Source organism: Promicromonospora sp. MEB111 (genome assembly GCF_030209445.1).
In the GTDB taxonomy this organism is placed as follows: Bacteria; Actinomycetota; Actinomycetes; order Actinomycetales; family Cellulomonadaceae; genus Promicromonospora.
In genome coordinates, this window is sequence record NZ_JARVSD010000011.1 from 260,931 (window position 1) to 282,537 (window position 21,607).

At 74.5% G+C, this 21,607-nt stretch carries 16 protein-coding genes, 1 other RNA gene and 1 pseudogene; 12 read left to right on the forward strand and 6 right to left on the reverse strand.

Annotated elements, in window-relative coordinates:
- Window positions 1–179: 179 nt before the first annotated feature.
- From QRN56_RS13900 to QRN56_RS13925, 6 genes are all read left to right on the forward strand, one after another.
- A complete protein-coding gene (locus QRN56_RS13900) occupies window positions 180–305 on the forward strand; it encodes a hypothetical protein (RefSeq protein WP_285104163.1) in 126 nt (41 codons plus the stop codon).
- A 166-nt stretch (window positions 306–471) separates the two neighbouring features.
- Window positions 472–1,602 carry an ATP-binding protein gene (locus tag QRN56_RS13905; RefSeq protein WP_285104165.1) on the forward strand — a complete coding sequence of 377 codons (1,131 nt, stop codon included), beginning with the start codon at window positions 472–474 and terminating at the stop codon, window positions 1,600–1,602.
- On the forward strand, window positions 1,599–4,661 hold the full coding sequence (locus QRN56_RS13910; RefSeq protein ID WP_285104167.1) for a DUF5682 family protein: 3,063 nt from the start codon (window positions 1,599–1,601) through the stop codon (window positions 4,659–4,661). The genes QRN56_RS13905 and QRN56_RS13910 overlap by 4 nt, the downstream gene beginning before the upstream one ends.
- Window positions 4,658–5,950: a VWA domain-containing protein gene (locus tag QRN56_RS13915; protein WP_285104169.1), complete on the forward strand. Its 1,293-nt coding sequence runs from the start codon at window positions 4,658–4,660 to the stop codon at window positions 5,948–5,950. Before QRN56_RS13910 ends, QRN56_RS13915 begins: the two co-directional genes overlap by 4 nt.
- Window positions 5,947–8,064, forward strand: coding sequence for a hypothetical protein (locus tag QRN56_RS13920; RefSeq protein WP_285104171.1), 2,118 nt, complete (start codon window positions 5,947–5,949; stop codon window positions 8,062–8,064). The genes QRN56_RS13915 and QRN56_RS13920 overlap by 4 nt, the downstream gene beginning before the upstream one ends.
- Window positions 8,065–8,391: 327 nt before the next feature.
- Window positions 8,392–10,194 carry a bifunctional 3'-5' exonuclease/DNA polymerase gene (locus QRN56_RS13925; RefSeq protein ID WP_285104173.1) on the forward strand — a complete coding sequence of 601 codons (1,803 nt, stop codon included), beginning with the start codon at window positions 8,392–8,394 and terminating at the stop codon, window positions 10,192–10,194.
- Between the two features lie 89 nt (window positions 10,195–10,283).
- Here the strand turns inward: QRN56_RS13925 and QRN56_RS13930 are convergent, their stop codons facing one another.
- Entirely contained in the window at window positions 10,284–11,576 is a 1,293-nt protein-coding gene (locus tag QRN56_RS13930; RefSeq protein ID WP_285104175.1) for an aspartate aminotransferase family protein, read from the reverse strand.
- A 141-nt stretch (window positions 11,577–11,717) separates the two neighbouring features.
- Between QRN56_RS13930 and QRN56_RS13935 the strand changes: the two genes are divergently transcribed.
- Window positions 11,718–12,638, forward strand: coding sequence for a LysR family transcriptional regulator (locus QRN56_RS13935; protein WP_285104177.1), 921 nt, complete (start codon window positions 11,718–11,720; stop codon window positions 12,636–12,638).
- 35 nt (window positions 12,639–12,673) lie between these two features.
- Here QRN56_RS13935 and mtnN read toward each other — a convergent pair whose 3' ends face one another.
- The 3 genes and pseudogenes from mtnN to QRN56_RS13950 form a co-directional block, all read right to left on the reverse strand.
- Window positions 12,674–13,384: a 5'-methylthioadenosine/S-adenosylhomocysteine nucleosidase gene (gene mtnN / locus QRN56_RS13940; RefSeq protein ID WP_285104179.1), complete on the reverse strand. Its 711-nt coding sequence runs from the start codon at window positions 13,382–13,384 to the stop codon at window positions 12,674–12,676.
- Between the two features lie 158 nt (window positions 13,385–13,542).
- Window positions 13,543–13,992, reverse strand: a pseudogene (locus QRN56_RS13945) (S-ribosylhomocysteine lyase); the annotation flags it as partial.
- A gap of 42 nt (window positions 13,993–14,034) precedes the next feature.
- Window positions 14,035–15,771 (reverse strand): SulP family inorganic anion transporter, encoded by a 1,737-nt coding sequence (locus QRN56_RS13950; RefSeq protein WP_285104181.1) that lies wholly within the window; start codon window positions 15,769–15,771, stop codon window positions 14,035–14,037.
- 226 nt (window positions 15,772–15,997) lie between these two features.
- On the opposite strand from QRN56_RS13950, the gene QRN56_RS13955 reads away from it, so the two are divergent.
- From QRN56_RS13955 to QRN56_RS13965, 3 genes are all read left to right on the forward strand, one after another.
- Entirely contained in the window at window positions 15,998–16,915 is a 918-nt protein-coding gene (locus QRN56_RS13955; protein WP_285104183.1) for a Nif3-like dinuclear metal center hexameric protein, read from the forward strand.
- An 83-nt stretch (window positions 16,916–16,998) separates the two neighbouring features.
- Window positions 16,999–17,754 carry a zinc ribbon domain-containing protein gene (locus tag QRN56_RS13960; protein WP_285104185.1) on the forward strand — a complete coding sequence of 252 codons (756 nt, stop codon included), beginning with the start codon at window positions 16,999–17,001 and terminating at the stop codon, window positions 17,752–17,754.
- 7 nt (window positions 17,755–17,761) lie between these two features.
- Window positions 17,762–18,514: a histidine phosphatase family protein gene (locus QRN56_RS13965; protein ID WP_285104187.1), complete on the forward strand. Its 753-nt coding sequence runs from the start codon at window positions 17,762–17,764 to the stop codon at window positions 18,512–18,514.
- Here the strand turns inward: QRN56_RS13965 and QRN56_RS13970 are convergent.
- On the reverse strand, window positions 18,501–19,733 hold the full coding sequence (locus QRN56_RS13970; protein ID WP_285104189.1) for an MFS transporter: 1,233 nt from the start codon (window positions 19,731–19,733) through the stop codon (window positions 18,501–18,503). The two genes, QRN56_RS13965 and QRN56_RS13970, sit on opposite strands and share 14 nt — an antisense overlap.
- 77 nt (window positions 19,734–19,810) lie before the next feature.
- Complete coding sequence (locus tag QRN56_RS13975) at window positions 19,811–20,650, reverse strand: YaaA family protein (RefSeq protein ID WP_285104191.1); 840 nt, start codon at window positions 20,648–20,650, stop codon at window positions 19,811–19,813.
- A gap of 57 nt (window positions 20,651–20,707) precedes the next feature.
- On the opposite strand from QRN56_RS13975, the gene QRN56_RS13980 reads away from it, so the two are divergent.
- The gene (locus tag QRN56_RS13980; protein ID WP_285104193.1) at window positions 20,708–21,091 is read left to right on the forward strand and encodes a tautomerase family protein; all 384 of its coding nucleotides are present in this window, start codon (window positions 20,708–20,710) and stop codon (window positions 21,089–21,091) included.
- Between the two features lie 34 nt (window positions 21,092–21,125).
- Window positions 21,126–21,524, forward strand: an RNA gene (rnpB, locus tag QRN56_RS13985) — RNase P RNA component class A.
- Window positions 21,525–21,607: the final 83 nt, after the last annotated feature.

Below are 21,607 nucleotides of genomic sequence, written 5' to 3' on the forward strand. Positions count from 1 at the left end.
GCCTGAGCTCTGTGCTGACTGAGCTCTGTGCTGCGCGGGTCGCGATACCCGCGCAGCACGGCTCGCTCAGCCGCTCCTGGCCGCGGGACCGATCGACGAGCTCCGGCTCATCAGCGGCGCATCGCCGCCGTGTCGGTGACACCCGCGCCTACACCAAGTACCCGCGTCCCGGCGTCACCGTGGAGATCGCGTTCACCGGCGCCCACCTGGCGGCGGCGCTCGTCGCGGTCTCGGACCGGGCGTACGTGACGGTGGCCCAGGCAGGGTCGTTCGACCCCGACCGGGCGAGGAAGAGCAGGTTCTGAGCTGACCTACGGCGGTGTCAGTGGCTCCCGCTACCTTGATCGCACGCTGACCGGAGCAGCCCTGACCTGGGGCGAAACGTCGCTGCCACGTCGGCCACCACTCGAAGTACCTCGAAACGCCAGCACCCGAAACGCCATCACTCGAACGCAAGCACCGAAGGACGTCATGACCACGGACACCACCATCTCAGCCGGCACGACCGCCGATGCCGAGATCCGCCCGCCCGCCGAGATCCGTTACGCCGCCGAGCTGGCGACGCTCGACGCCTGGGACACCGAGCGCGGGCACGAGCGACCCCCGGGCTGGCGGCTCAGCCCGCGGGCCGTGCGGGCGTTCGTCGTGGGCTCCGAGGAGCTCGGCGTGACCCGCAAGTTCTACGGTGACGACCCGCTGGTGGACCGCGCCGTCGTCTCCCTGATGGGGCGGCAGGGCCTGATGCTCGTGGGTGAGCCCGGCACGGCCAAGTCGATGCTGTCGGAGCTGCTGTCGGCGGCGGTGTCGGGCAGCTCGACCCTGACGGTGCAGGGCACCGCGGGCACCACCGAGGACCACGTCCGGTACTCGTGGAACTACGCGCTCCTGGTGTCCGAGGGGCCGAGCGAGCGGTCGCTGGTGCCGTCGCCGATCTGCACGGGTATGCGCGAGGGGCGTGTCGTGCGCTTCGAGGAGATCACGCGTTGCGCGCCCGAGATCCAGGACACGCTCGTGTCGATCCTGTCGGAGAAGCAGCTGATGGTCCCCGAGCTCGGGCCCGACGCGCGGGTCGCCGCCCGCCCCGGCTTCACCGTGATCGCGACGGCGAACCTCAAGGACCGCGGTGTGCACGAGATGTCGGCGGCCCTCAAGCGCCGGTTCAGCTTCGAGACCGTGGCGCCGGTGCGCGACCGCGCGTTCGAGATCGAGCTGGTGCAGCGCCAGCTCGCGGCCGAGCTGGGACCGGAGGGCGACCGCCCCGAGGTGCCGCGCGACGTGCTCGAGGTGCTGGTCACCGTCTTCCAGGACCTGCGGACGGGCAGCACCCGCGAGGGCGCGCCGGTCAAGCGACCGGAGACGGTCATGTCCACGGCCGAGGCCGTCAACGTCGCCGTCGCCGCCTCGCTGGAGGCCCGGTACCTCGGCGACGGCACGGTGACCGCCGCCGAGGTGGCGCGGCAGGTCGCGGGCGTGGCGCTCAAGGGCGAGGAGGAGGACGCGCGCCGGCTGCGGCACTACGTGGACAACGTGGTGCGCGAGCGTGCCCGCACCGACGCGCGCTGGAAGGCGTTCTTCACCGCGGCAGAACCGCTGTGGCGGTGACGGGCGGGGCGGGCGCGGGCGCCGTCTGGGATCTCGCGCCGCAGCGCCTGCGCTCGGCAGCGGACGCCGTCGGACGGCTGCAGACCGAGCGTGGCATCTACTTCGCGCCGGTGCGGCACCACAGCCCGGCGTGCGCCGTGGCGGTGCGCGCGGCGATCGAGGAGCTGCGGCCGGCCGCAGTCCTCATCGAGGGGCCGGAGGAGTTCACGCGGCTCATCCCGGACCTGCTGCACGAGGCGACCCGGCCGCCGATCGCGGTGCTGAGCCTCGGCGGCCCGGCTGGTTCGGGTACGGGCTCCACGGCGGAGACGGGCGACCGCGAACCCGGGGAGGGCGCCGGCTTCTACCCGCTCGCGTCCTTCTCCCCGGAGTGGGTCGCCCTGCACGCGGGGCGTGACGTCGGTGCGGAGCTCAGGTTCATCGACCGCTCCTTCGGCGAGCGGTCGGCGGCGGAACGCGCGGTCTCGGGGCCCGGCGGTTCTGGGCCAGCCGGCTTCGGACCGGACGCCTCAGGGCCGGGTGCCGGCCCGGGCCACGGGCCGGACGTCGCCGCTCAGCCCGATCCGTTCGCGCGGACGCTCATGTCCGAGCGGTACCTGGCGCACTCTGAGGCGGTCGCGACGCTCGCGCGTCGGCTCGGGTGCCGCGACCACGACGAGGTGTGGGACCACCTGTTCGAGTCCCGGCGCAGTGCCGAGCTGGCCGACTGGCGGGCCGTCTTCGACGACGTCTTCGCGTGGGCGGCGCTCGCGCGTCTCGACTACGAGGAGGGTGTGCTCGACGCCGACGGGTCCCTGGACCGTGAGGCGCGAATGTCGGCCCGTGTGGCTGAGGCGGCGGCAGAAGCAGTGGCAGGGGCGGGCGGACCGGTGCTCGTCGTGACCGGGGCCTTCCACACGCTCGCCCTGGTGGAGGCCCTGTCCGGCGCGCCGGAGGGCGCTCCGGTGCGCGACCGGCAGCCCGAGGGCGGCTTCGGCCCGGTGGCCGAGGGCGAGGCCTGGCTGGTGCGCTACGACCACGAGCGGCTCGACGGGCTGCGCGGGTACGGCGCGGGCATGCCCTCGCCCGGCTACTACGAGCGCCTGCACGCGGCGCACCTGCGGGAGCTGGCGGTCGAGGGCACGGCTTTCCCGGCGTTCGGCTCGGTCGGCGCGACCGGCGCGACAGGCGCGACAGGCGCAATCGGTGCCACTGCCGCGACCTCTGCGGCGAAGCCTGGGTCGACGAAGCGTCGGTCCGCGAAGGGCAGCGCGGTTTCCGGTACCGCGGCGACTGGTCCAGCGGCGACCGGTACTGCGGCGAGCGGCACTGCGGCAGGCGCTGCGGGCACGGTGTCCGCGGCGTCCGGTCCTGTCGGCGCTCGCGCCCTCGCCGCGGAGATCCTGGTCGACGTCGCCCGGGGCGCCGTCGACCGGGGGCACGCCGTGAGCCTGCCGCAGGTGGGGGCCGCCGCGGCGTCCGCGACCCGGCTCGCGGACCTGCGCGAACGCGCCTTCGCCGGCCGCACCGACCTGCTGGACGCGATGCGTTCGTGCTACGTGCAGGACGACGGCGGCGTCGGCGGACCGGGCGAGCCGGAGCGGCCGCTGGGGCTGGCGATCGCCGAGGTGTTCGGCGGCCGGGCCCTGGGGGAGGTGCCGCCCGGCAGCGCGTCGCCGCCGCTCGTACGCGACGTGCGCAAGCGGGTGCGGGCGGTACGGCTCGTCGTCGACGACTCGCTGCCGCGCACGGCCCGCCTGGACGCGCGCCGGACGGCGTCGCACCGCGCCAAGCGTCAGGTGCTGGCGCTGCTCGACTTCGTCGGGGCTGGTTTCGGGCAGCTGGTCTCGGGTCCGGACCACGTGGCCGGCCGTGGGCTGGGCCTGATCACGGAGGAGTGGCAGTACTGCTGGACGCCGCTGGTCGAGGCACGGCTGGTGGAGATGGTGCACCTCGGCGCGACGCTCGAGGCGGTCGCGGTCGCCCGGCTGTACGAGGCGGAGGCGCGGCTCGCCGGCACCGGGGCGGGCTCGGTGCCCGGGGCAGCGGCCGCGTCGGTCGACGCCCTCGCGCGGCTCGTCGCGCAGGCGCTCGTGATCGGGATGGGTTCGCACCTGCCCCGGATCGTCACCCTGCTGCGGGTCACCCTCGACACCGACCGCGACGTCGACTCCGTCGTCTCGGGCGCGCGCCGGCTGCTCGGGCTGTGGCAGGCACGGGTCGAGCTGGGTGCGGAGGAGTACGCGGGCGAGCTGCTCGACCTGGTGAGCCAGGCACTCGCGACGGCTGCCTACCTGGTCAGCGACCTGGGCAAGGTCCGGGCCGAGGACGAGGACGCCGCGATCGGGACGCTGATCGGCCTGCGCTCCCTGCTGCGGGACGCGGCGGCAGCAGACGGCGGCGCGGCGGACGGCAGCGCGGCAGACGGCGGCGCGCCCGACAACGTCGTGCGTGACGGCGGTGCGAGCCGAGCCGACGGCGCGGCCAACCGCATCGCCGTCGAGCGCGAGCTCGCGCGCCTGCGCGATGACGAGGGCACCGCGCCCGCCGTGGCGGGCGCCCTGCTCGCCCTGGGCTTCACCGACGGCGAGGTGGCTGACGACGTCCTGGTCACCCGGGTGCGTGGCGCCCTGTCCGCGGGGGCGGACCCGGGAGCGGCCGTGCGGTTCCTCGGCGGCGTGATGCGCGCCGCGCCGGACCTGATCCTGCACACGCCGGAGATGTTCGACGCCGTGGACGACGCGCTGCGCACGCTCGACGGCGACGCGTTCCTGGCGGTGCTGCCGGACCTGCGGCGGGCCTTCACCTGGCTGCGTCCCACCGAGACGCACCGGCTGGCCAAGCGTGTGGCCGAGCGAACCGGCGCGCGGGTGGACCAGGTGGACGTGCGGGTCGCGCTGTCGGAGGAGGACCTGGCGACCGGCCTGGTGCTGGACCGGGAGCTGGTCGCGGTGCTGGAACGGGACGGGCTGGCCCACTGGGGCCCGGCGACGGAAGCGACCAGAGCCGTGGGCGCCGCCGGCGTTTGCACGGCAGGAGTCGGTATTGCACAGGTCGGCACGGCAGGAGGAGAAGCATGAGCGCGACCGATCAGGCGGTGCCCGATCTCGAGGTGTCTGATCCCGTGGTGCCCGCCGTCCTTGGGGCGCCCCAAGGCGTTCAGACGTCCGAAAACCTTGAGGCGCCCGAACCAGCCCCGTCTGTCTCGGACGACGAGGCCGCCCGGCGCTGGCGCCTGGTGCTGGGCCGGTACGCGGCCGACGAGCTACAGGTGGGGCAGCAGGACCAGGGGCTGGAGCGGTCGCTGCGGTACCTGTACGACCGCGAGTACACGGCCCGCGGGCACCGCGTCGGCCGAGGCACGGGTCCGGGCGAGGGCGGCGGAGCGCGCGGCGGCAGGGGTGCGGGACTCGGCGGGTCCCAGCCGCACGGCGTGGACGTGACCGCGCTCGGCTGGCTCAGCGAGGCCGGCAGCCTGTTCCCGCGGGAGACCTTCGAGCGCATGCAGGTCGACGCCGTCAGCCGCTACGGCCTGACCGAGCTGCTGCAGGACGAGACCGCGCTCGAGACCCTCGAACCGTCGCGTGAGCTCGCCGTCGCGATGCTGCAGGTCCGGGGCGCCCTGAGCGAGCAGGCCGCGTCCGGGCTGCGGCGCATCATCCGCCGGGTCGTCGATGACGTGGTGCGACGGCTGCGACCCCGGTTCACCACGGCGGTCAACGGCCGCATCGACCGGTCGCGCCGGTCGATGCACCGGGTCGCGCGGAACTTCGACTGGAAGCGCACGCTGCGCGCCAACCTTGGCCGCGTCGACGCCGAGGGCCGGATGACGGTGGAGGACGTCCGCTTCTCCGCGCGTGCCAAGCGGACCCTGACCTGGGACGTCATCCTGCTCGTCGACCAGTCGGGCTCGATGGCGCCGTCGCTGCTGTACTCCGCGGTGTGTGCGGGAATCCTGTCGGGGCTGCCCGGCATCAACGTGCAGCTCTACCTGTTCGACACCTCGGTGGTGGACATGTCGCACCTGGCCGCAGACCCCGTCGAGGTCCTGATGACCGCGCAGCTCGGCGGCGGCACCGACATCGCACGGGCGGTGCGGCACGCCGAGCAGCAGGTCCGCAACCCGTCGCGGACCGTGGTGGCGCTGGTCAGCGACTTCTACGAGGGCGGATCGGTGTCCAACCTGCTGACGACGGTGCGCCGCATGGCGTCCTCCGGCGTCACCATGCTGGGGCTCGCCGCCCTGGACGAGGCGGCCGAACCCGTCTACGACCAGGGCACCGCCCGGCACCTGGCCGAGTGCGGCATGGAGGTCGCCGCGCTCACGCCCGAACGTTTCGCCGAGTGGTTGGGGGAGGTGCTCTCATGAGCGACCGGAAGACCTACGCGTGGGCGGCGCCCTACGCGGGCCTGGACGACGACGCGCTCAAGGCGCTCGGCAACGCCGGCCTGCTGCGCCGCGCCCGCAAGGACACCGTGACCGAGGTGTCGCTCGACGCCAAGGGTGCGGTGCTCGACGTGTCCGGCGTCGCGGTGCGCGTGGACGGCCGCGGCCCGGCCGCGGTCGCGTGCGACTGCCCGACGGCGGGGGTGTGCCAGCACGTCGTCGCCGCCTGCCTGTGGGCGATCGGGATCGCGCCCGACGTGGTGTCGGCGGACGCAGCGGCGGTCGTCGCGCAGTCCGTGCCCAGGGCGGGATCCGCGGCAGGACCTGGTGCGCTGACCGGATCTGGCCCGACCGCCGGACCCGGTGGGGCCGCAGGGCCCGGCGGGCCGGCAGGTGCGGGTGACGGCGCAGCGGGCGCGCCCGGCGGTGCGGGTGCGGCCGGTTCGGCCACCGGGTCCGCAGCCCCCGGCGCGGCGGCGGGCCGCGCCCCGTCCGCGGCGGTAGTGAAGCGCCGTCGCGAGGCGCTCGCGGAGGTGCGCGACGTCGTCGGGCGGCTCATGTCGGGCGGCCTGTCCCACCTCGGGGCGGACGACGCGGAGTCGCTGACCGCACTGGCCGGCCGGGTGCGGGTCGCCGGGTTCGACCAGGTCGCGCCCGACCAGGTCGGCAACGTGCGGTTCGACGGTCTCATCCGGGTCGCCGGCGGCCTCGTCGCGGGCCTCGCCGGTCGCGACGACGCCGTCACGGAGTCCGACCTGCTCGACGCCTTCGCCGAGGTCTGGGCGATGTGCGAGGTGCTGGAACGCGCGACGGACCCGGCGGCAACTGCCGGTGCAGGACCCACGACAGCGTCGGGTGCCGCGGGAGTTCCGGGAGATGCTGGTGGCGGTTCGGGCGATGCCGTCAGCACCTTGGGCGCCGTCGCCGGCGTTTCGGGCGTTGCCGCTGGTGCGTCGGGCAGCGCCGCGAGCACGTCGGGCCGCGCAGCGACAGGCAGTGCAGCGGCAGGCCGGGGGCGCGGGCCCGGCAAGGGCACGGACGACGAGATCGACATCTCCCGCTGGGTGCCGCTCGGGGCCCGCTGGTGGACGTCGCAGAGCGGGTCGCGCGGCCTGGCCTACCTGGGTTGGGACGCCGAGACCGAAGCTGGCGCGCCCGCCACGGCGGACGCCGGCCAGGTACGGCAGGTCGTGACCGGCCGGCCGTCGGGCAGCGACCCGAGGTTCCAGCGGAGCTGGACCAGCCCGCTCCTGTGGAACAGGTCCCTGAGCACGCTGTGCGAGGGCGCGTTCGCCCTGACGAAGGTGCGGACCAAGCCTGACGGCGGCCTCGGCGCGGGCGGCACGCCCGTGCTCCAGCGCCTGGACGGCGACGGGTTCGCCCTCGAGGAGCTCCGCGTGATCGCGGAGCGCACGGGGGCGGGCGTGCGGCCGCGCGACGTCGTCGGGTTCGGTCGCCGTCCGGCGAACGTCCGGCTGGTACTGGTCCGCGACGTCGGCGAGGTCGGCATCGACGAGGTGCGGCAGGAGCTCACGCTCGCCGTCGTCACCTCGGACGGCGAGACGCGGCAGCTGCGCCTGCCGGCCGCGGGGGAGCAAGCGGTCCAGACGCTGCTGTCCGTGCGGTCCAGGCTGGTCGCGGTGACGATCGAGCGCCGCGAGGACCGGGACGAGCCGGTCGGCCTGTTCGTGCGCGACAAGGGTGCGATCCGCCTGGTCAGCCCCACGATCACGCCCGCCTGGTCGCTCGAGAACAGCCACTGGGACTTCTGGCGCAAGCGGATCCGCAAGCTCAAGGCCCAGGCGTCCTCGGCAAAGGTCGTCCGGCCGCCGACGGCGCCGCCGCCCCCGGTGCGCCGCGTGGCGCTGCTGCTGGGCGACGTCCTGCTCGCCGCGGCAGCCACGGGCCGGCCGGCGCTCACGGTGCGGCAGCGGTCCGACGTCGAGCAGGCGCGCGTGCTTGCCCGGGACCTCGGGCTCGCGACACTGGAGCGGACGGCCCAGGGCCTCCTGGCCGGCGAGCTGACACCGCCCGCGGTGCTGCACGCCGCCTTCGTCGTGGGCCGGGCCCGAGCTGTGGCGGACGTCGCGGGTTGACCAAGTCGCGGTTGACCACGTGGCGGGTTGACCACGTGGCGGGTTGACCAACCTGCCCGTCCCGGCCGGTGCTCCGGCCGGGACGGCGGCGGTACGCACCCGCCTGCCTGGAGCACCGGCGGGCTGTTTCATCTCCGTCCCCCGATCGCTCGGAGCGGGCTGCCCGCCGGGTGGATCTCCCGGCCGTGGCGGTCAACGAGGGTCCAGCCGGAGTGGATGCATTTCCGTGCCTCGCGCCAGGTCTCCTGCGAGGTTTCCTGCCGGGCGAGGGGCTGCACGTACCGGGGCTCCGACAGAGTGTCAGAGGCGCACGGCAGACTGGGTCCCATGCACACGGTGGTCTCGCGGGACGGCTCCGGCATCGGCCTGCGGCCGGTGTCCGACACGGGCGTGCCCGAGGGGGAGCCGCGGGTCGTCGAGACGTCCGCCCTGGCGCAAGAGGTGGCGCGCGACGAGGCGGCTCACGTGCGATGGACCTGGGACGACACCAACGGCTGGTACCCCGAGTTCCTCGCCGAGGGCGTCCGGGTCGACCGGGCGCACGACCTCCGGCTCGCGCACGCGGTGCTTCGCGCCTCGACCCTGTCGGCGCACACGGCGCTCGCCGAGGCCGGGGCTACGGCCTGGGACCGGCTCACCCCCATCCCGCCCCCGGGCGGGCCGACGGCGGCCGCCCTCGTCCGGCCCGATCGGCACCCCGGCGCCGAGGCACTCTTCGACCTCGGCGAGAGTGGACCCGCCGCCACCGTCCCAGCCGGCAGTGCAGCAGACGACCCTGTCGACCCGCTCGACCCCGTCACGGAGCTGGCCGCCCAGCTCCTCGCGATCAAGGACAGCACCGACCCCGGGCGGCTCCGCCTCCTGCTCGCGGCGGAGTCGGCGGGCGCGCTGGCCGCCGCCGAGATGCATCACGCCGGCCTCCCGTGGCGCGGCGACGTCCACGACGAGATCCTCACCGAGGCCCTCGGGCCGCGGCCGCGGCCGGGTGCACGGCCCGCGAAGCTCGAGGCACTGGCCCAGAAGATCCGGGCCGCGCTGGACGCCCCGCCCACACTCAACCCCGACTCCCACCAGGACCTGCTGCGCGCCATGGAGTACGCGGGCGTGGGCTCGCGCAGCCTGCGCAAGTGGGAGCTGGAGAAGCTCGACCACCCCGTGATCGCGCCGCTCCTGGAGTACAAGAGCCTCTACCGCCTCTATACCGCGAACGGCTGGAACTGGCTCGACACCTGGGCGCCTGACGGCCGGTTCCGCATGGAGTACGTCGTGGGCGGCGTGGTCACCGGCCGCTGGGCCAGCACGGGCGGCGGCGCGCTCCAGCTCCCGCACAACGTGCGGCGCGCGGTGGTCTCCGACCCGGGCTGGACCTTCGTCGTGGCCGACGCCGCCCAGCTCGAACCACGCGTGCTGGCCGCCCTGGCGCGCGACGAGCGCATGGCCGCCGCCGGCCGCACCAAGGACGGGGCGAGCACCGACATGTACGCGGGGATCGTCGCCACGGGCGCTGTCGACTCCCGCGAGCACGCCAAGGTGGGCATGCTCGGCGCCATGTACGGGGGTACGACCGGCGTCAGCGCCCAGGTGCTGCCGCGGCTCGCCCGGGCGTTCCCGCAGGCCATCGAACTGGTCGAGCGCGCGGCCCGGGCGGGGGAGCGCGGCGAGGTGGTCACCACCCGGCTCGGCCGCAGCTCGCCGCTTCCAGGGGAGTCGTGGGCCGCCGTGCAGGGCTCCGCGTTCGACGAGGACGCCGGCGCCGACGCCCAGTCCCGCGCCCGCAGCCAGACCCGGTCCTGGGGCCGGTTCACCCGGAACTTCGTCGTGCAGGGCACCGCGGCGGAGTGGGCGCTGTGCTGGATCGCGTCCATCCGCCGTCGACTCTGGGCGCTCGGGGAGGATGCGTCCGACGGCGCCCCCGGGCTTGCCCCGGCGCCGTTCGACCGCCGGCCGCACCTCGTGTTCTTCCTGCACGACGAGATCGTGGTGCACGCCCCGGCGGCGCTCGCCGACGTCGTCGCGCAGGAGGTGCGCGCCGCCGCGGAGGAGGCCGGCCGGCTCCTGTTCGGTGACTTCCCCGTCGACTTTCCGCTCAGCGTCGCCGTGACCGAGAGCTACGCGGACGCGAAGGGCTGATCGTCGAGGCCAGCGCCGTCCGGGCTCCGTGCCCGGCCGGGCACGCCTCGTGCCGGCCAGGCCCGCAGACCGCCGCTACCGGTCCAGCTCTACCGATCCAGCACCGCCTTGAGCGACGCCTCCAGGATGTCCACGCCCCGGTGGAGATCGTCCTCGCTGATCGTCAGGGGCGGCGCGATCCGGAAGATGCCGCCCATCCCCGGCAGCTGGACGATGTTCATGTGCAGGCCCCGGTCCAGGCAGGCCGCGGTGACGGCGTTGCCGAGCGCGTCGGCGGGCGCCTTGCTCACCTTGTCCTGGACCAGCTCGACGCCCTGCAGCAGCCCACGGCCGCGGACGTCGCCGACCACCTCGTAGGCGTCGCGCAGCGCGAGCAGCCGTCCGCTGAGCTGTTCGCTCAGGCGCGCGGCCCGCTCGACCAGGTCCTCCCGCTCGATGACGTCGAGGACGGTGAGCCCCACGGCCGCCGCCAGCGGGTCCGAGACGTGCGTCGTGTAGAAGAGGAACCCGCGGTCGTAGCAGACCTGCTCGATCTCGGCGCTGGTGACGACGGCGGCCACCGGCAGCCCGGCGCCGAGCGTCTTCGACAGGGTGAGGATGTCGGGCGTGACGCCGTCGCGCTCGAACGCGTACATGGTCCCGGTGCGGCCCAGGCCGGTCTGCGCCTCGTCCAGGACGAGCAGCATCCCGCGCTCCTCGCACAGCTCCTTGAGGCGGCGCAGGTACCCGGGGGGCAGGTCGATGATCCCGCCGGACGACAGGATGGGTTCGACGACGCACGCGGCGAGGCTGCCGGCGGACTGCTGGTCGACGAGGGCGAAGCCGTACGCGAGCTCGGCCTCCCAGTCGTACGACCCGTCGGCCGACCGGAACGGCGAGCGGTAGGCGTTCGGGGTGGGCAGGGCGAGGTTTCCCGGCGTCGGCGGACCGTAGCCACGCCGCCCCGCCGAGAAGGTGGCGGACGCCGCGCCCTGGGTCATGCCGTGCCACGAGCGGTCGAACGACACGATCTCGTAGCGGCCGGTGTACAGCTTGGCCATCTTGATCGCGGCCTCGTTGGACTCCGCGCCCGTGCTCAGCAGCATCGCCTTGTCGAGGCCGGCGGGCAGCGTCGCCGTCAGCCGGTCGGCCAGGCCCAGGACCGGGGCGCTGAGCATGCCGCTGAACAGGTGGTCCAGGGACGCGACCGACGACGACACCGTCGCGACGATGTCCGGGTGTGCGTGCCCGAGGATCGAGCTCATCTGTCCCGACGTGAAGTCGAGGATCGGCGTGCCGTCGCTGTCGTACACGTACGAGCCGGCGGCGCGCTCGATCAGCCGCGGGCTGAAGCTGGGGCCGTACCGGATCAGGAGGCGGTCCGCCTCGTCCTGGAACGTCATGTCGATCGCCGTCCTCTCGTGTGAACCGAAGCGTCCGCTCAACCGGACCCGGTGCGCCGGATGCCATCTTCGGTCTCCCGAAAGGATCAGGACAAGCAAACAAAACCGCGCGACCGTTCGCCATACCCGTACAGTCGCGTCATGCTCAATCCCCGACGGCTCGAGATCCTGCGGGCGGTCCTGGCGGCCGGCTCCATCAACCAGGCGGCCCGGAACCTCAGCTACTCGCCCGCGACGATCAGCCAGCACATGACCGCCCTGGCGCGCGAGACGGGGCTGGTCCTGTTCGAGAAGCGGGGGCGTGGCATCGTCGCGACCGACGACGCGCGGCACCTGGCGGACCAGGCCCAGGTGCTCCTGGCCGACTTCGGCCTGCTCGAACGGGTCGTGGCGGACCTCCGCAGCGGCCAGGGGCAGCACCTGGCCGTGGCCTGCTTCGCGTCGGCCGCCGAGCAGTGGATGCCGGCCGTCGTCCGGGGGGTGCGCGAGCTCCAGCCGAACCTCACCGTCGAGATCAGCCTGAACGAGCCCGTGGACGGGCGGGGACGACGGCGGCCGGACCTCGACGTCCGGACCGAGCCCGACGGCGGCGCTGAGGTGCACCTCGACGGATACCGGCGACACGAGCTCACCGTCGAGGGCTTCGTGGCCGTGCTCCCCGCCGACCACCCGCTCGCCGCCGGCCCCGAGGTCAGCCTCCGCGACCTCGCGGACCAGCCCTGGATCGACTACGACATCTACGACAGCCCGATCGGGCAGATCGTCCTGACCGCGTGCAGCGCCGCGGGGTTCACCCCGCGCTACGCCGCCCGGCTCGACGACCACCGGGCGGCGCTCCGCCTGGTGCTGGCAGGGGTCGGGGTGACGGTCCTGCCGCTCCTGGCGGTCACCGACCTGCCCGGGGGCCTCGTCGCCCGGCCCGTGGTGCGGCCCGCGGTGGTGCGGCGCATCGTCGTGCACGCCCGCCTCGACCGGCGCCGGGCCGCGCTCATCGGCCACGCGGTGGCGCAGCTCCAGGCCGCCGCCCGCGGTTCCGGCGACGCCGCGCGGGAGCCCGCGTAGCGCGCCGCCGGCCCAGCGCGCCGGCCCAGCCCCGGTCAGTCCTCCAGCAGCCCGATCACGGCCGTGACCAACTCGGCCGAACGGTGCGCGGCGTCGTCCACGTGGGTGCGGAACTCGGTACCGTCCGGGGCGCACAGGTCGGAGACCGCCCGCACCGACACGAAGTCCGCGCCGAAGTTGTGGCAGAGCTGGGCCAGGGCGGCCGACTCCATGTCGACGGCGAGCACGTCCGGGAAGTCGGCGCGGAGCTGCTGCGCCAGGTCGGTGGTCACGAACTTCTCGCCGGACCCGATGCTGCCCTCGCGCAGCACCTGCTCGTCGACCGTGGTCGCGGCACGGCGCACGGCGTCGGCCAGCGCGGGAGCGGCGTCGTACGCCTCCGGCATGCCCGGCACCTGGCCGAGCACGTAGCCGAAGGCGCGCGCGTCGGCGTCGGCGTTCACGAGGCGGGCGCCCAGCACGACGTCGCCCACGGCGACGTCCTTGGCGAGACCGCCGGCGCTGCCCGCGCTGATCAGCGGCACGTCCGTGCCGTACCGGAGGATCGCGCCGGTGCCGGCGGCCGTCGCGTTGACGAAGCCGATGCCGGTGCGCACCAGCACGACGGGCCGTCCGGCCAGCGTGATCGTGCGCTGCTCGGCGAGGCCGACCCGCTCGGGCTCCCCGACGTCGGACGCGAGGGAGAGGAACGGCGCCGCCTCGTCGTCCATCGCGACGAGGACGACGGCGACAGGCGCGTCGCTCACCGGTTGGCCCCGCCGGTCTGCTCCGGCGACACCGGCGAACCCGGCAGCGGCGAACCCTCCCGCTGGAGGCCGGCCTCGGCGTCACGCGCGGCCGCCTCGCGGGCCGCGGCGTCGCGGGCGGCGGCGTCGGCGGCCGAGGCATCGCCCGGGGCGCCCTTCGCGTAGACCTCCGACCACACGCCGCGCGCGGACAGGAACGCGGACGCCGCCTCCTGCGCCCCGGTGAGCGTGTGGTTCGCGCCCCAGCCGCACTGCACCTCGTTCGCGGCCGGCACCTCGGTGGCCGCGACGATGTCGCGCAGGGTCGCGTCGATCAGGCTGAGCACGTCGTCGTACTCGGGCTCGCCCTGCAGCATCAGGTAGAAGCCGGTCTGGCAGCCCATGGGGGAGAAGTCCAGGACGGCGTCGGAGTGGTTGCGCGAGTGCTCCGCGAACAGGTGCTCCAGGGAGTGCACGGTGGGCATCTCGAGGTGCGCGACGTTGGGCTGGGTGAACCGCACGTCGTACTTGACGATGACGTCGCCGTGCGGGAGCTGCTTGCGGTCCGCGAGGCGCACGTAGGGCGCGGCGACGGCGCGGTGGTCGAGGTTGAAGGACTCGACGTTCATACGGGGCGCTGGGGAGGATGCTGACTCGGTCACGGTCCGAGCCTATGCCGTCAGCGGCGCCGGTACATGCGACCTGGCGTGCTCCACCGCGGAGGGCAGATCGGTGAACAGGTGGCTCTCGTGCGCCAGCATCCGGTTCAGGCCCACCGCCTCCAGGAGCTTGCGGTGCTGCGGCTGGATCCCCTTGACCAGCACGGTCACGTCGCGCTGTTCGAGCTCCAGCACGAGATCGGCCAGGGCCCGCGCCCCGGTGGCGTCCACGAGCTGCAGGTGCGAGAGCCACAGGATCACCACGTTGACGGGTTCGCGCAGGCGGGGCTCGCCGTGCGTGATTGCCGTGACCTCGCTCAGTATCCGGTCGGACGCGCCGAAGAACATGGCGCCCTCCAGGCGGAACAGCGCGATGCGCTCGTCGCCCTCGTGCGCGACGCCGGGCAGCGGCTCGCGGTGCACCCTCGCGGCCCCGGCCACGGCCTTCAGGGCGAAGAACGCGGCCACGAGCAGGCCGATCTGGACGGCGTCGATGAGGTCGAACGCGACGGTGATCACGGCGGTGATCACGAAGGTGACGGCGTCGGGCCGGGTGGAGGTGAGCACCGCCCGGATGGTGGAGGCGCCGATCATGCGGAACGAGGTGACCATGAGCACGCCGGCGAGCGCGGCCAGGGGGATGTGGCTCACGGGTCCGGTGGCGAGGTAGATGACGGCGAGGATCACGAGGGCGTGGACGACGGCGGCCAGGCGGGTGCGTGCCCCGGAGCGCACGTTGACCGCGGTCCGTGCGATGGCGCCGGTGGCGGGGATGCCGCCGAACACGCCGCTGGCCAGCGACGCGAACCCCTGCCCGACGAGCTCCCGGTCGGGGTGGTAGGTCGCCGTCCTGCCCTGTGCGCCGCTCATCGTGGCCGCCACGCGGGCGGACAGCAGCGACTCGATGGCGGCCAGCGCCGCCACGGCGACGGCCGCGCCCACGAGGTCGCGGACGGCGTCCGGGGTCGCGTCGGGCAGCACGGGGACGGGCAGGGAGCTGGGCAGCGCGCCGATGCGCGGCACGGGGGCGTCGAGCAGGCCCGCCAGCAGCGTCACCAGGGCCACGGCGACCAGCGACGCGGGCAGGGCGCTGGCCACGCGCGGCAGCACGAGCATGACGGCCGCGACCACGGCCACGACCCCCAGCGTCCAGACCCAGCCCGGCGCCCCGCCGTCGGCCGGGCTGCCGGACGTGAGCCCTGACGTGAACGCCGAGCCGACCGACCGCACCGCCGTGACCAGCGTGTTGTGCCCGGTCTCGGCGGTGATGCCGACGGCGGCCGGCACCTGCTGCAGAAAGATGATCGCCGCGATGCCGAGCGTGAAGCCCTCGACCACGGGCCACGGGATGTAGGTGACCACGCGGCCCAGCCGGAGCAGCCCGCACACGAGCACGAGGGCGCCGCCGAGCAGCGTCACCAGTGCGACCGAGCCGACACCGTGCTGCGCGACGATCGGCGCCAGCACCACGGCCATGGCTCCGGTGGGGCCGCTGACCTGGAGGTTGGACCCGCCGAAGACCGCGGCGACGATGCCGGCCACGACCGCCGTCACGAGCCCGGCGGCCGGCCCGACGCCGGAGCTGACGCCGAACGCGAGCGCGAGCGGCAGGGCGACGACGCCCACCGTGATGCCGGCCAGCAGGTCGGACCGCAGCGTGCGCGGCCGCAGGTCGTAGTCGGCGCGCGACGGCATGAGATCGCGGATGTCGACGCGCTCGCGGACGGCAGCGGTCAGCCTGGCGCGCATGGTCGGTGGCCCGCCAAGGCGGTGCTCGACGGTATCCCCCATAAGTGAATGACCTTAGCAAGGTCACGGGCCGTCCGCCTGGCGAGCGGCGCGATAAACGCCCAGGTCAGAGCACGTTTCCGGCGTAACGGGGCGCACCGGTCATCCTGCGGCCGACGCCAGCCGCACGGCGCCGGACCGCCCGCCGGCCCGCCCGGTCCCGGAGCCCCGTACTACGCTGCACCGCGTGAGCAGCAGCGACGCCCCCGCCCCCGACGTACCTCCCACGCTGGCCCAGGTGGTCGCCGCGCTCGACGGCCTCTACCCGCCGTCGACGGCCGAGGGCTGGGACGCCGTCGGCCTCGTGGTGGGCGTCCCCGCCGCCCCGGTGCGCAAGGTGCTGTTCGCGGTGGACCCGGTGTCCGCCGTCGTGGACCAGGCCCTGGACTGGGGCGCCGACCTGCTCGTCACCCACCACCCGCTGTTCCTGCGCGGCGTGAGCTCCGTGGCCGCCACCACCTTCAAGGGGTCGGTGGTGCACCGGCTGCTCACCGGCGGCTGCGCCCTGCACGTGGCGCACACCAACGCCGACGCCGCACCGCGCGGCGTCGCCGACGCGCTCGCCGACCTGGTCGGCATCACCGACCGGCGGCCGCTCGAGGTCAGCGCCGCGCCGTCGGGCGGCGAAGGTACCGACGCCGCCCGCGGCATCGGCCGGGTGGGCCGCCTCGCCGAGCCCACCACCCTCGCCGGCTTCGCGCGCCGCGTCGCGGAAGCGCTGCCCGCCACCGCCCAGGGCATCCGCTTCTCCGGCGACCCGGACGCCCCGGTGACCACGGCCGCCGTCCTCGGCGGGTCCGGCGACGGCTACTTCGACGCCGTCCGCGCGGCCGCCGCCGACGTCTACGTCACCTCCGACCTGCGCCACCACCCGGCCTCCGAGCTGCGCGAACGCGCCGAGTTCGAGGCCCGCGCGGCCGGCGTCCCCGGGCCCGCGGGCACCCCCTTCCTCGTGGACACCGCCCACTACGCGAGCGAGTGGCCCTGGCTGCGCTACGCCGTCGAGGACCTCGCCTCGGCGCTCGCGGCCGACGGCCTAGCGGTCGAGGCCCGCGTCAGCGAGCTGGTCACCGACCCCTGGACGGGCCAGATCCCGTCCCGCTGAGGACCCGGCCCGGGTGCGCCCAGGGCCTCGGGCGCGGGGTAGCGTTGGACCACCCCCAGATCACGACCGAGAGGACGCCTCCCGTGGCTACTGCACCACCCGAAGACCAGCGCAGGCTGCTGGAGGTCCAGGCGCTCGACACCCGCGCTCAGCAGCTCGCCCACACGCGCAAGAGCCTTCCCGCGCTCACGCAGCTGACCGAGCTCGACGGCCGGATCGCCGACCTGCGCGCCTCGCTCGTCGAGTCGCGGACCCGGGTGGCCGACCTCAAGCGTGAGCTCACCAAGGCGGAGAGCGACGTCGAGCAGGTGCGCAACCGCGCCGCGCGCGACCAGCAGCGGCTGGACACGGGCAGCGTGAGCGCCAAGGACGCCGTCGCGCTCACCGACGAGCTCCGCTCGCTCGCCGCCCGCCAGGCCGCGCTGGAGGAGGTCGAGCTCGACGTCATGGAGCGCCTCGACGCCCACGAGGACGCGCTGGCCAAGGTCGAGGCCGCGAACGACGAGCTCGTCGCGGAGAAGACCAAGGTCGAGGGCGAGCGCGACGCGGGCTGGGCCGACGTCGACGCGCAGGTCGCGGCGCTCGCGGCAAGCCGCGCGACGGCGGTCAAGGGCCTCGACGCGGGTCTGGTGGCCCTGTACGAGAAGCTCCGCGCGCAGCTCGGCGGCACGGGGGCGGCGGTGCTGAACGGCAACCGCTGCGACGGCTGCCGCATGGACCTGCCGCCGGTCGACCTGGACAAGATCCGCAGCGCGGCGCCCGACGCCGTGGTGCGCTGCGAGGAGTGCGGTCGCATCCTGGTGCGCGTCGCGTCGACGACCGGCGCTGCCGCCGGATGACCCGCGCATGAGCGAGGCGCCCGGCCTCGACACGCACGTGCGTCCCTCGGGCATCCCCACGCGGTTCGACGATGCCGTCCCGCTCACCGTGGTGCTCGTGCGGCACGGCGTGACCCCGCTGACGGAGGTCGGCGTCTACTCCGGCTCGGACGCGCCCGGCCCGTCGCTGAGCGCCCGCGGCCGGCTCCAGGCCGCCCAGGCGGCGGACGCCGTGTTCCGGATCGGGCGGACGCCGCGGGCCGGCGCGTCGTCGTCGGGCGGCATGCGCGGCGGCGGCCTCTGGCCGGACCTGCCCCGTCCGACGGCGCTCGTCGCCTCCCCGACGGTGCGCACCCAGGAGACGGCGTCCGCCGTCGGACGTCGCCTCGGGCTGCACGTGAGCACCGACGACCGGTTCGCGGAGAGCCGGTTCGGGCAGTGGGAGGGGCATACCGCCGCGGAGATCGAGCAGGGCTGGCCGGGTGAGCTGGCGCAGTGGCACTCGACCGGCACCTTCGTGCCGCCGGGCGGCGAGTCGTACGCGCAGCTCGGCGCCCGCGTCTGGGACGGCCTGACCGAGCTGCTGGCCGGCGGCGTGGACCGCACGGTCGTGGTGGTGGGGCACGCGGGGCAGATCCGCACCGCCGTCGGGCAGGCGCTGGGGGCGCCAGCCTCGTACTGGGCGCGGCTGCGCGTCCCGCCCGCGTCGCTGTCGGTGCTGCGTCTGTGGGAGGACGGCACCGCCGAGGTGACCGCCGTCGGGGTGCCTACCGACGGTTGAGCGCGCCCCGGGCGAACGCCGGGGCGAGCGGCACGAGCGCCAGCACGAGGACGGCGGGCAGGGCGAACCCGAGCCGCAGGTTGTCGGCGCCCACGAAGCCCGTGAGCACCGCTCCGAGCAGCGCGCCGACGTAGTTGAACTGGTTGAAGCGCGCGATGACGGCGTCGGTCCGGGCGCGGTCGGGCTCGGCGGGCGCCGAACCGTCCGCCGTGGCGCCCGCCGTGCCGTCAGCCGCCGTTCCCGCGGCGATGCGGCCCGCGGCCGAGAAGCTGAGCGGCGCCACCAGCGCGACCGCCGCGCCGAGGACCGTGAACCCGGCCACCGCGACCTGCCAGGTCGGCGCGAGCGCCACCAGCGTCAGGGCCCCGCAGGCGACGACCGCCCCGACCCGGAGCAGGGGCACCACGCCGAACCGGGTCACGAGCTGACCGCCGGCCAGGCGCACCACGATCGAGGTCACGAGGTAAGGGAAGGTTGCGAGGGCCACCAGGTTGCCTGGCGCGTCGAAGGAGCGCGCGAGGTAGACGGGCCCCCAGGTCGAGGCCGTGGTGTCGACCATGTAGAACACGACCAGCCCGGCGCCCACGAGCCAGATGGGCTTCCACGGGATCGGGGCGGCGTCGGGCGCGAGGCCGGGCGCCGCCCCGATAGCGGGTGCGCCGTCGGCCGCGGCCCCGACGCGCGGGACGAACCGCGCGAACGCGATCGCTGCGGGGACCACCGCGACGAACGCGCCGACCGCGGGGGAGAGGTGCCCCGTGGCCAGGGCGATCGCGGCGGCGATGATGCCGCCGGTGGTCCAGTAGCCGTGGGACGACGGCAGGATGGGGCGGCCGTACCGGTGCTCCAGGTCGACGGCCTGCATGTTCGAGGTGGCGTCGACCAGGCCGAGCGCGATCCCGTAGAGGGCGACCCCGCCGACGAAGAAGCCGACGGCAGGCGCCAGGGTGATGGCCGGGACGGCGACCACCATCAGCCCGAGTCCGAGCCGGAGCATCGGCGCGCTGCCGGTGCGGTGCGCGGCGCGCTCGGCGACCAGCGACCCGACCCCGGCGAGCAGCACCATCATGAGCAGCAGCAGCGAGAGCGCCACCTCGTCCATCCCCCACCGCTCCAGGAACCGCGGGAGGCGCGTGGTGAGGCTGATGAAGACAAAGCCCTGCGCGAAGAACGCCGCGGCCACTGCGATCCTGGCGCCCGTCAGGCTGCTGATCCTCATGACCGCACATCCAACCGGTCGGTAGGCGTTGGCGCCAGGCCTGTGGCCCAGCCGTTACCGACGCCGGGGGGTCAGGCTTACGCGAGGACGAGCTCCAGCGTCCGCGGTCCGCGCGGCCTGCCGTCCAGCAGGTTCGCCTCGATGAGTGTCTGGTCCTTGCCCGAGCCGATCTCGGTGAGCACCACGGACCCCACCAGCTCCTGGGCGGCCTTGAGCACGTCCTCGCTGGTCCGGGCCTCGTGCTCGCGGCGCAGCAGGTGCCCGGCCAGCACGCCGCGCGTGTGCTTGGCGTTGTGCGACACCACGGTGCGCTTCCCGTCCGTCTCGCGCAGTACCCGCACCTCGACCCATTCGGCGGGAGGCGTCCCGTCGGCGGCGGCCGTCGTCCGCGGCTTCCAGGCCGCGACATACGTCGCGGACCGGCAGTCCACGACGACGTCGCCCGCGGCCCGTGCGTCGAGCACCTCGGCCAGGGCGGGCTTCCAGAAGGTGGCGAGCCGGCCGGCGTCGGGCAGGCCGACGCCCATGCCGAGCCGGTAGGCGGGGATGCGGTCGCCAGGGGCGACCACGCCCCACAGCCCCGAGAAGGTGAGGACGCTCGCCTGGGCGCGCCGCGCCGCGGCGTCGGGCAGCTCGGCGAGGCCGGCCGCCGCGTACAGAACACCCGTGTAGACCTCGGCCGCGGGAGCCGCAGGGGCCGCGTGGAGCGCGGTGTTGCGCGCCACCTCCTCGGCGAGCCCGTCGCTGACCCCGAGGGCCGCCGTCGCGCCGGGCCGCGCGCTGACCTGGGCCAGCTCGGCGAGCACCTGCTCGCGCCGGGCGGTGAGCTCCGGGTGGGCCAGGGCGGTCAGGTCGAGGGGAGCGGCGCCGTCGGGCGCGGGCGTCTTGCCCTCGGAGGGCGGCAGGAGCAGGAGCACCCGCCTAGCCTAAGTCGCCGCCCGGACCGGTCGTCGAGGCCACTAGGGTTGGCGGGCATGGTGCAGGTCAAGGTGTACGGGAACCGGTCGGTCTGGGGCGAGCGGCGCGCGGAGGTCTCCGACGCGCTCCACGAGGCTCTGGTGCGCACCTGGCAGCTCCCGCCGGAGAAGCGGTTCCACCGCTTCCTCCTCCTGGACGACGGCGACCTGGTCGCCCCGCGCTCGGACGCCTACCTGGTCGTGGAGATCGTCTGCTTCACCGGTCGCAGCCGCGAGGCCAGGCGCGCGCTGATCGCCGCCCTGTACGACGACGTCGCGCCGCGCCTCGGACTGGCGGTGGACGACCTGGAGATCGTGATCCTGGAGAGCCCGCGCGAGAACTGGGGGATCCGCGGGGTGTCGGGGGACGAGCTGGCGCTGGGGTACCGCGTGGACGTCTGAACCGGCGTCCGGCAGGTACTCTTCTACCTGCGGACGAGTCGGTCGGGCGGTCGCGTCGGGCACCCTCGGGTGCCCGCCGAGGAACGTCCGGGCTCCACAGGGCAAGGTGGTGGTTAACAGCCACCCGGGGTGACCCGCGGGACAGTGCCACAGAAAACAGACCGCCCTCGGTCTCCGGACCGGGGGTAAGGGTGAAACGGTGGTGTAAGAGACCACCAGCGCCGCCGGTGACGGCGGCGGCTAGGTAAACCCCACCTGGAGCAAGGTCAGACAGACTGTGTTTGAGGGCTGCTCGCCCGATTCTCTTCTGAGAAGCACAGTCGGGTAGACCGCTCGAGCCCTGCGGCAACGCAGGGCCTAGATGGATGACCGTCGCCCGCGCGGGGGTAACCGCGCGCGGGAACAGAACCCGGCGTACAGACCGGCTCGTCCGCTTTTAACGCTCTGACCTGCGGCGGAGTGCTGGCCGAAGGTGGCCGGTACACATTGGGTACACATGACTGTGTACCGCGTGGG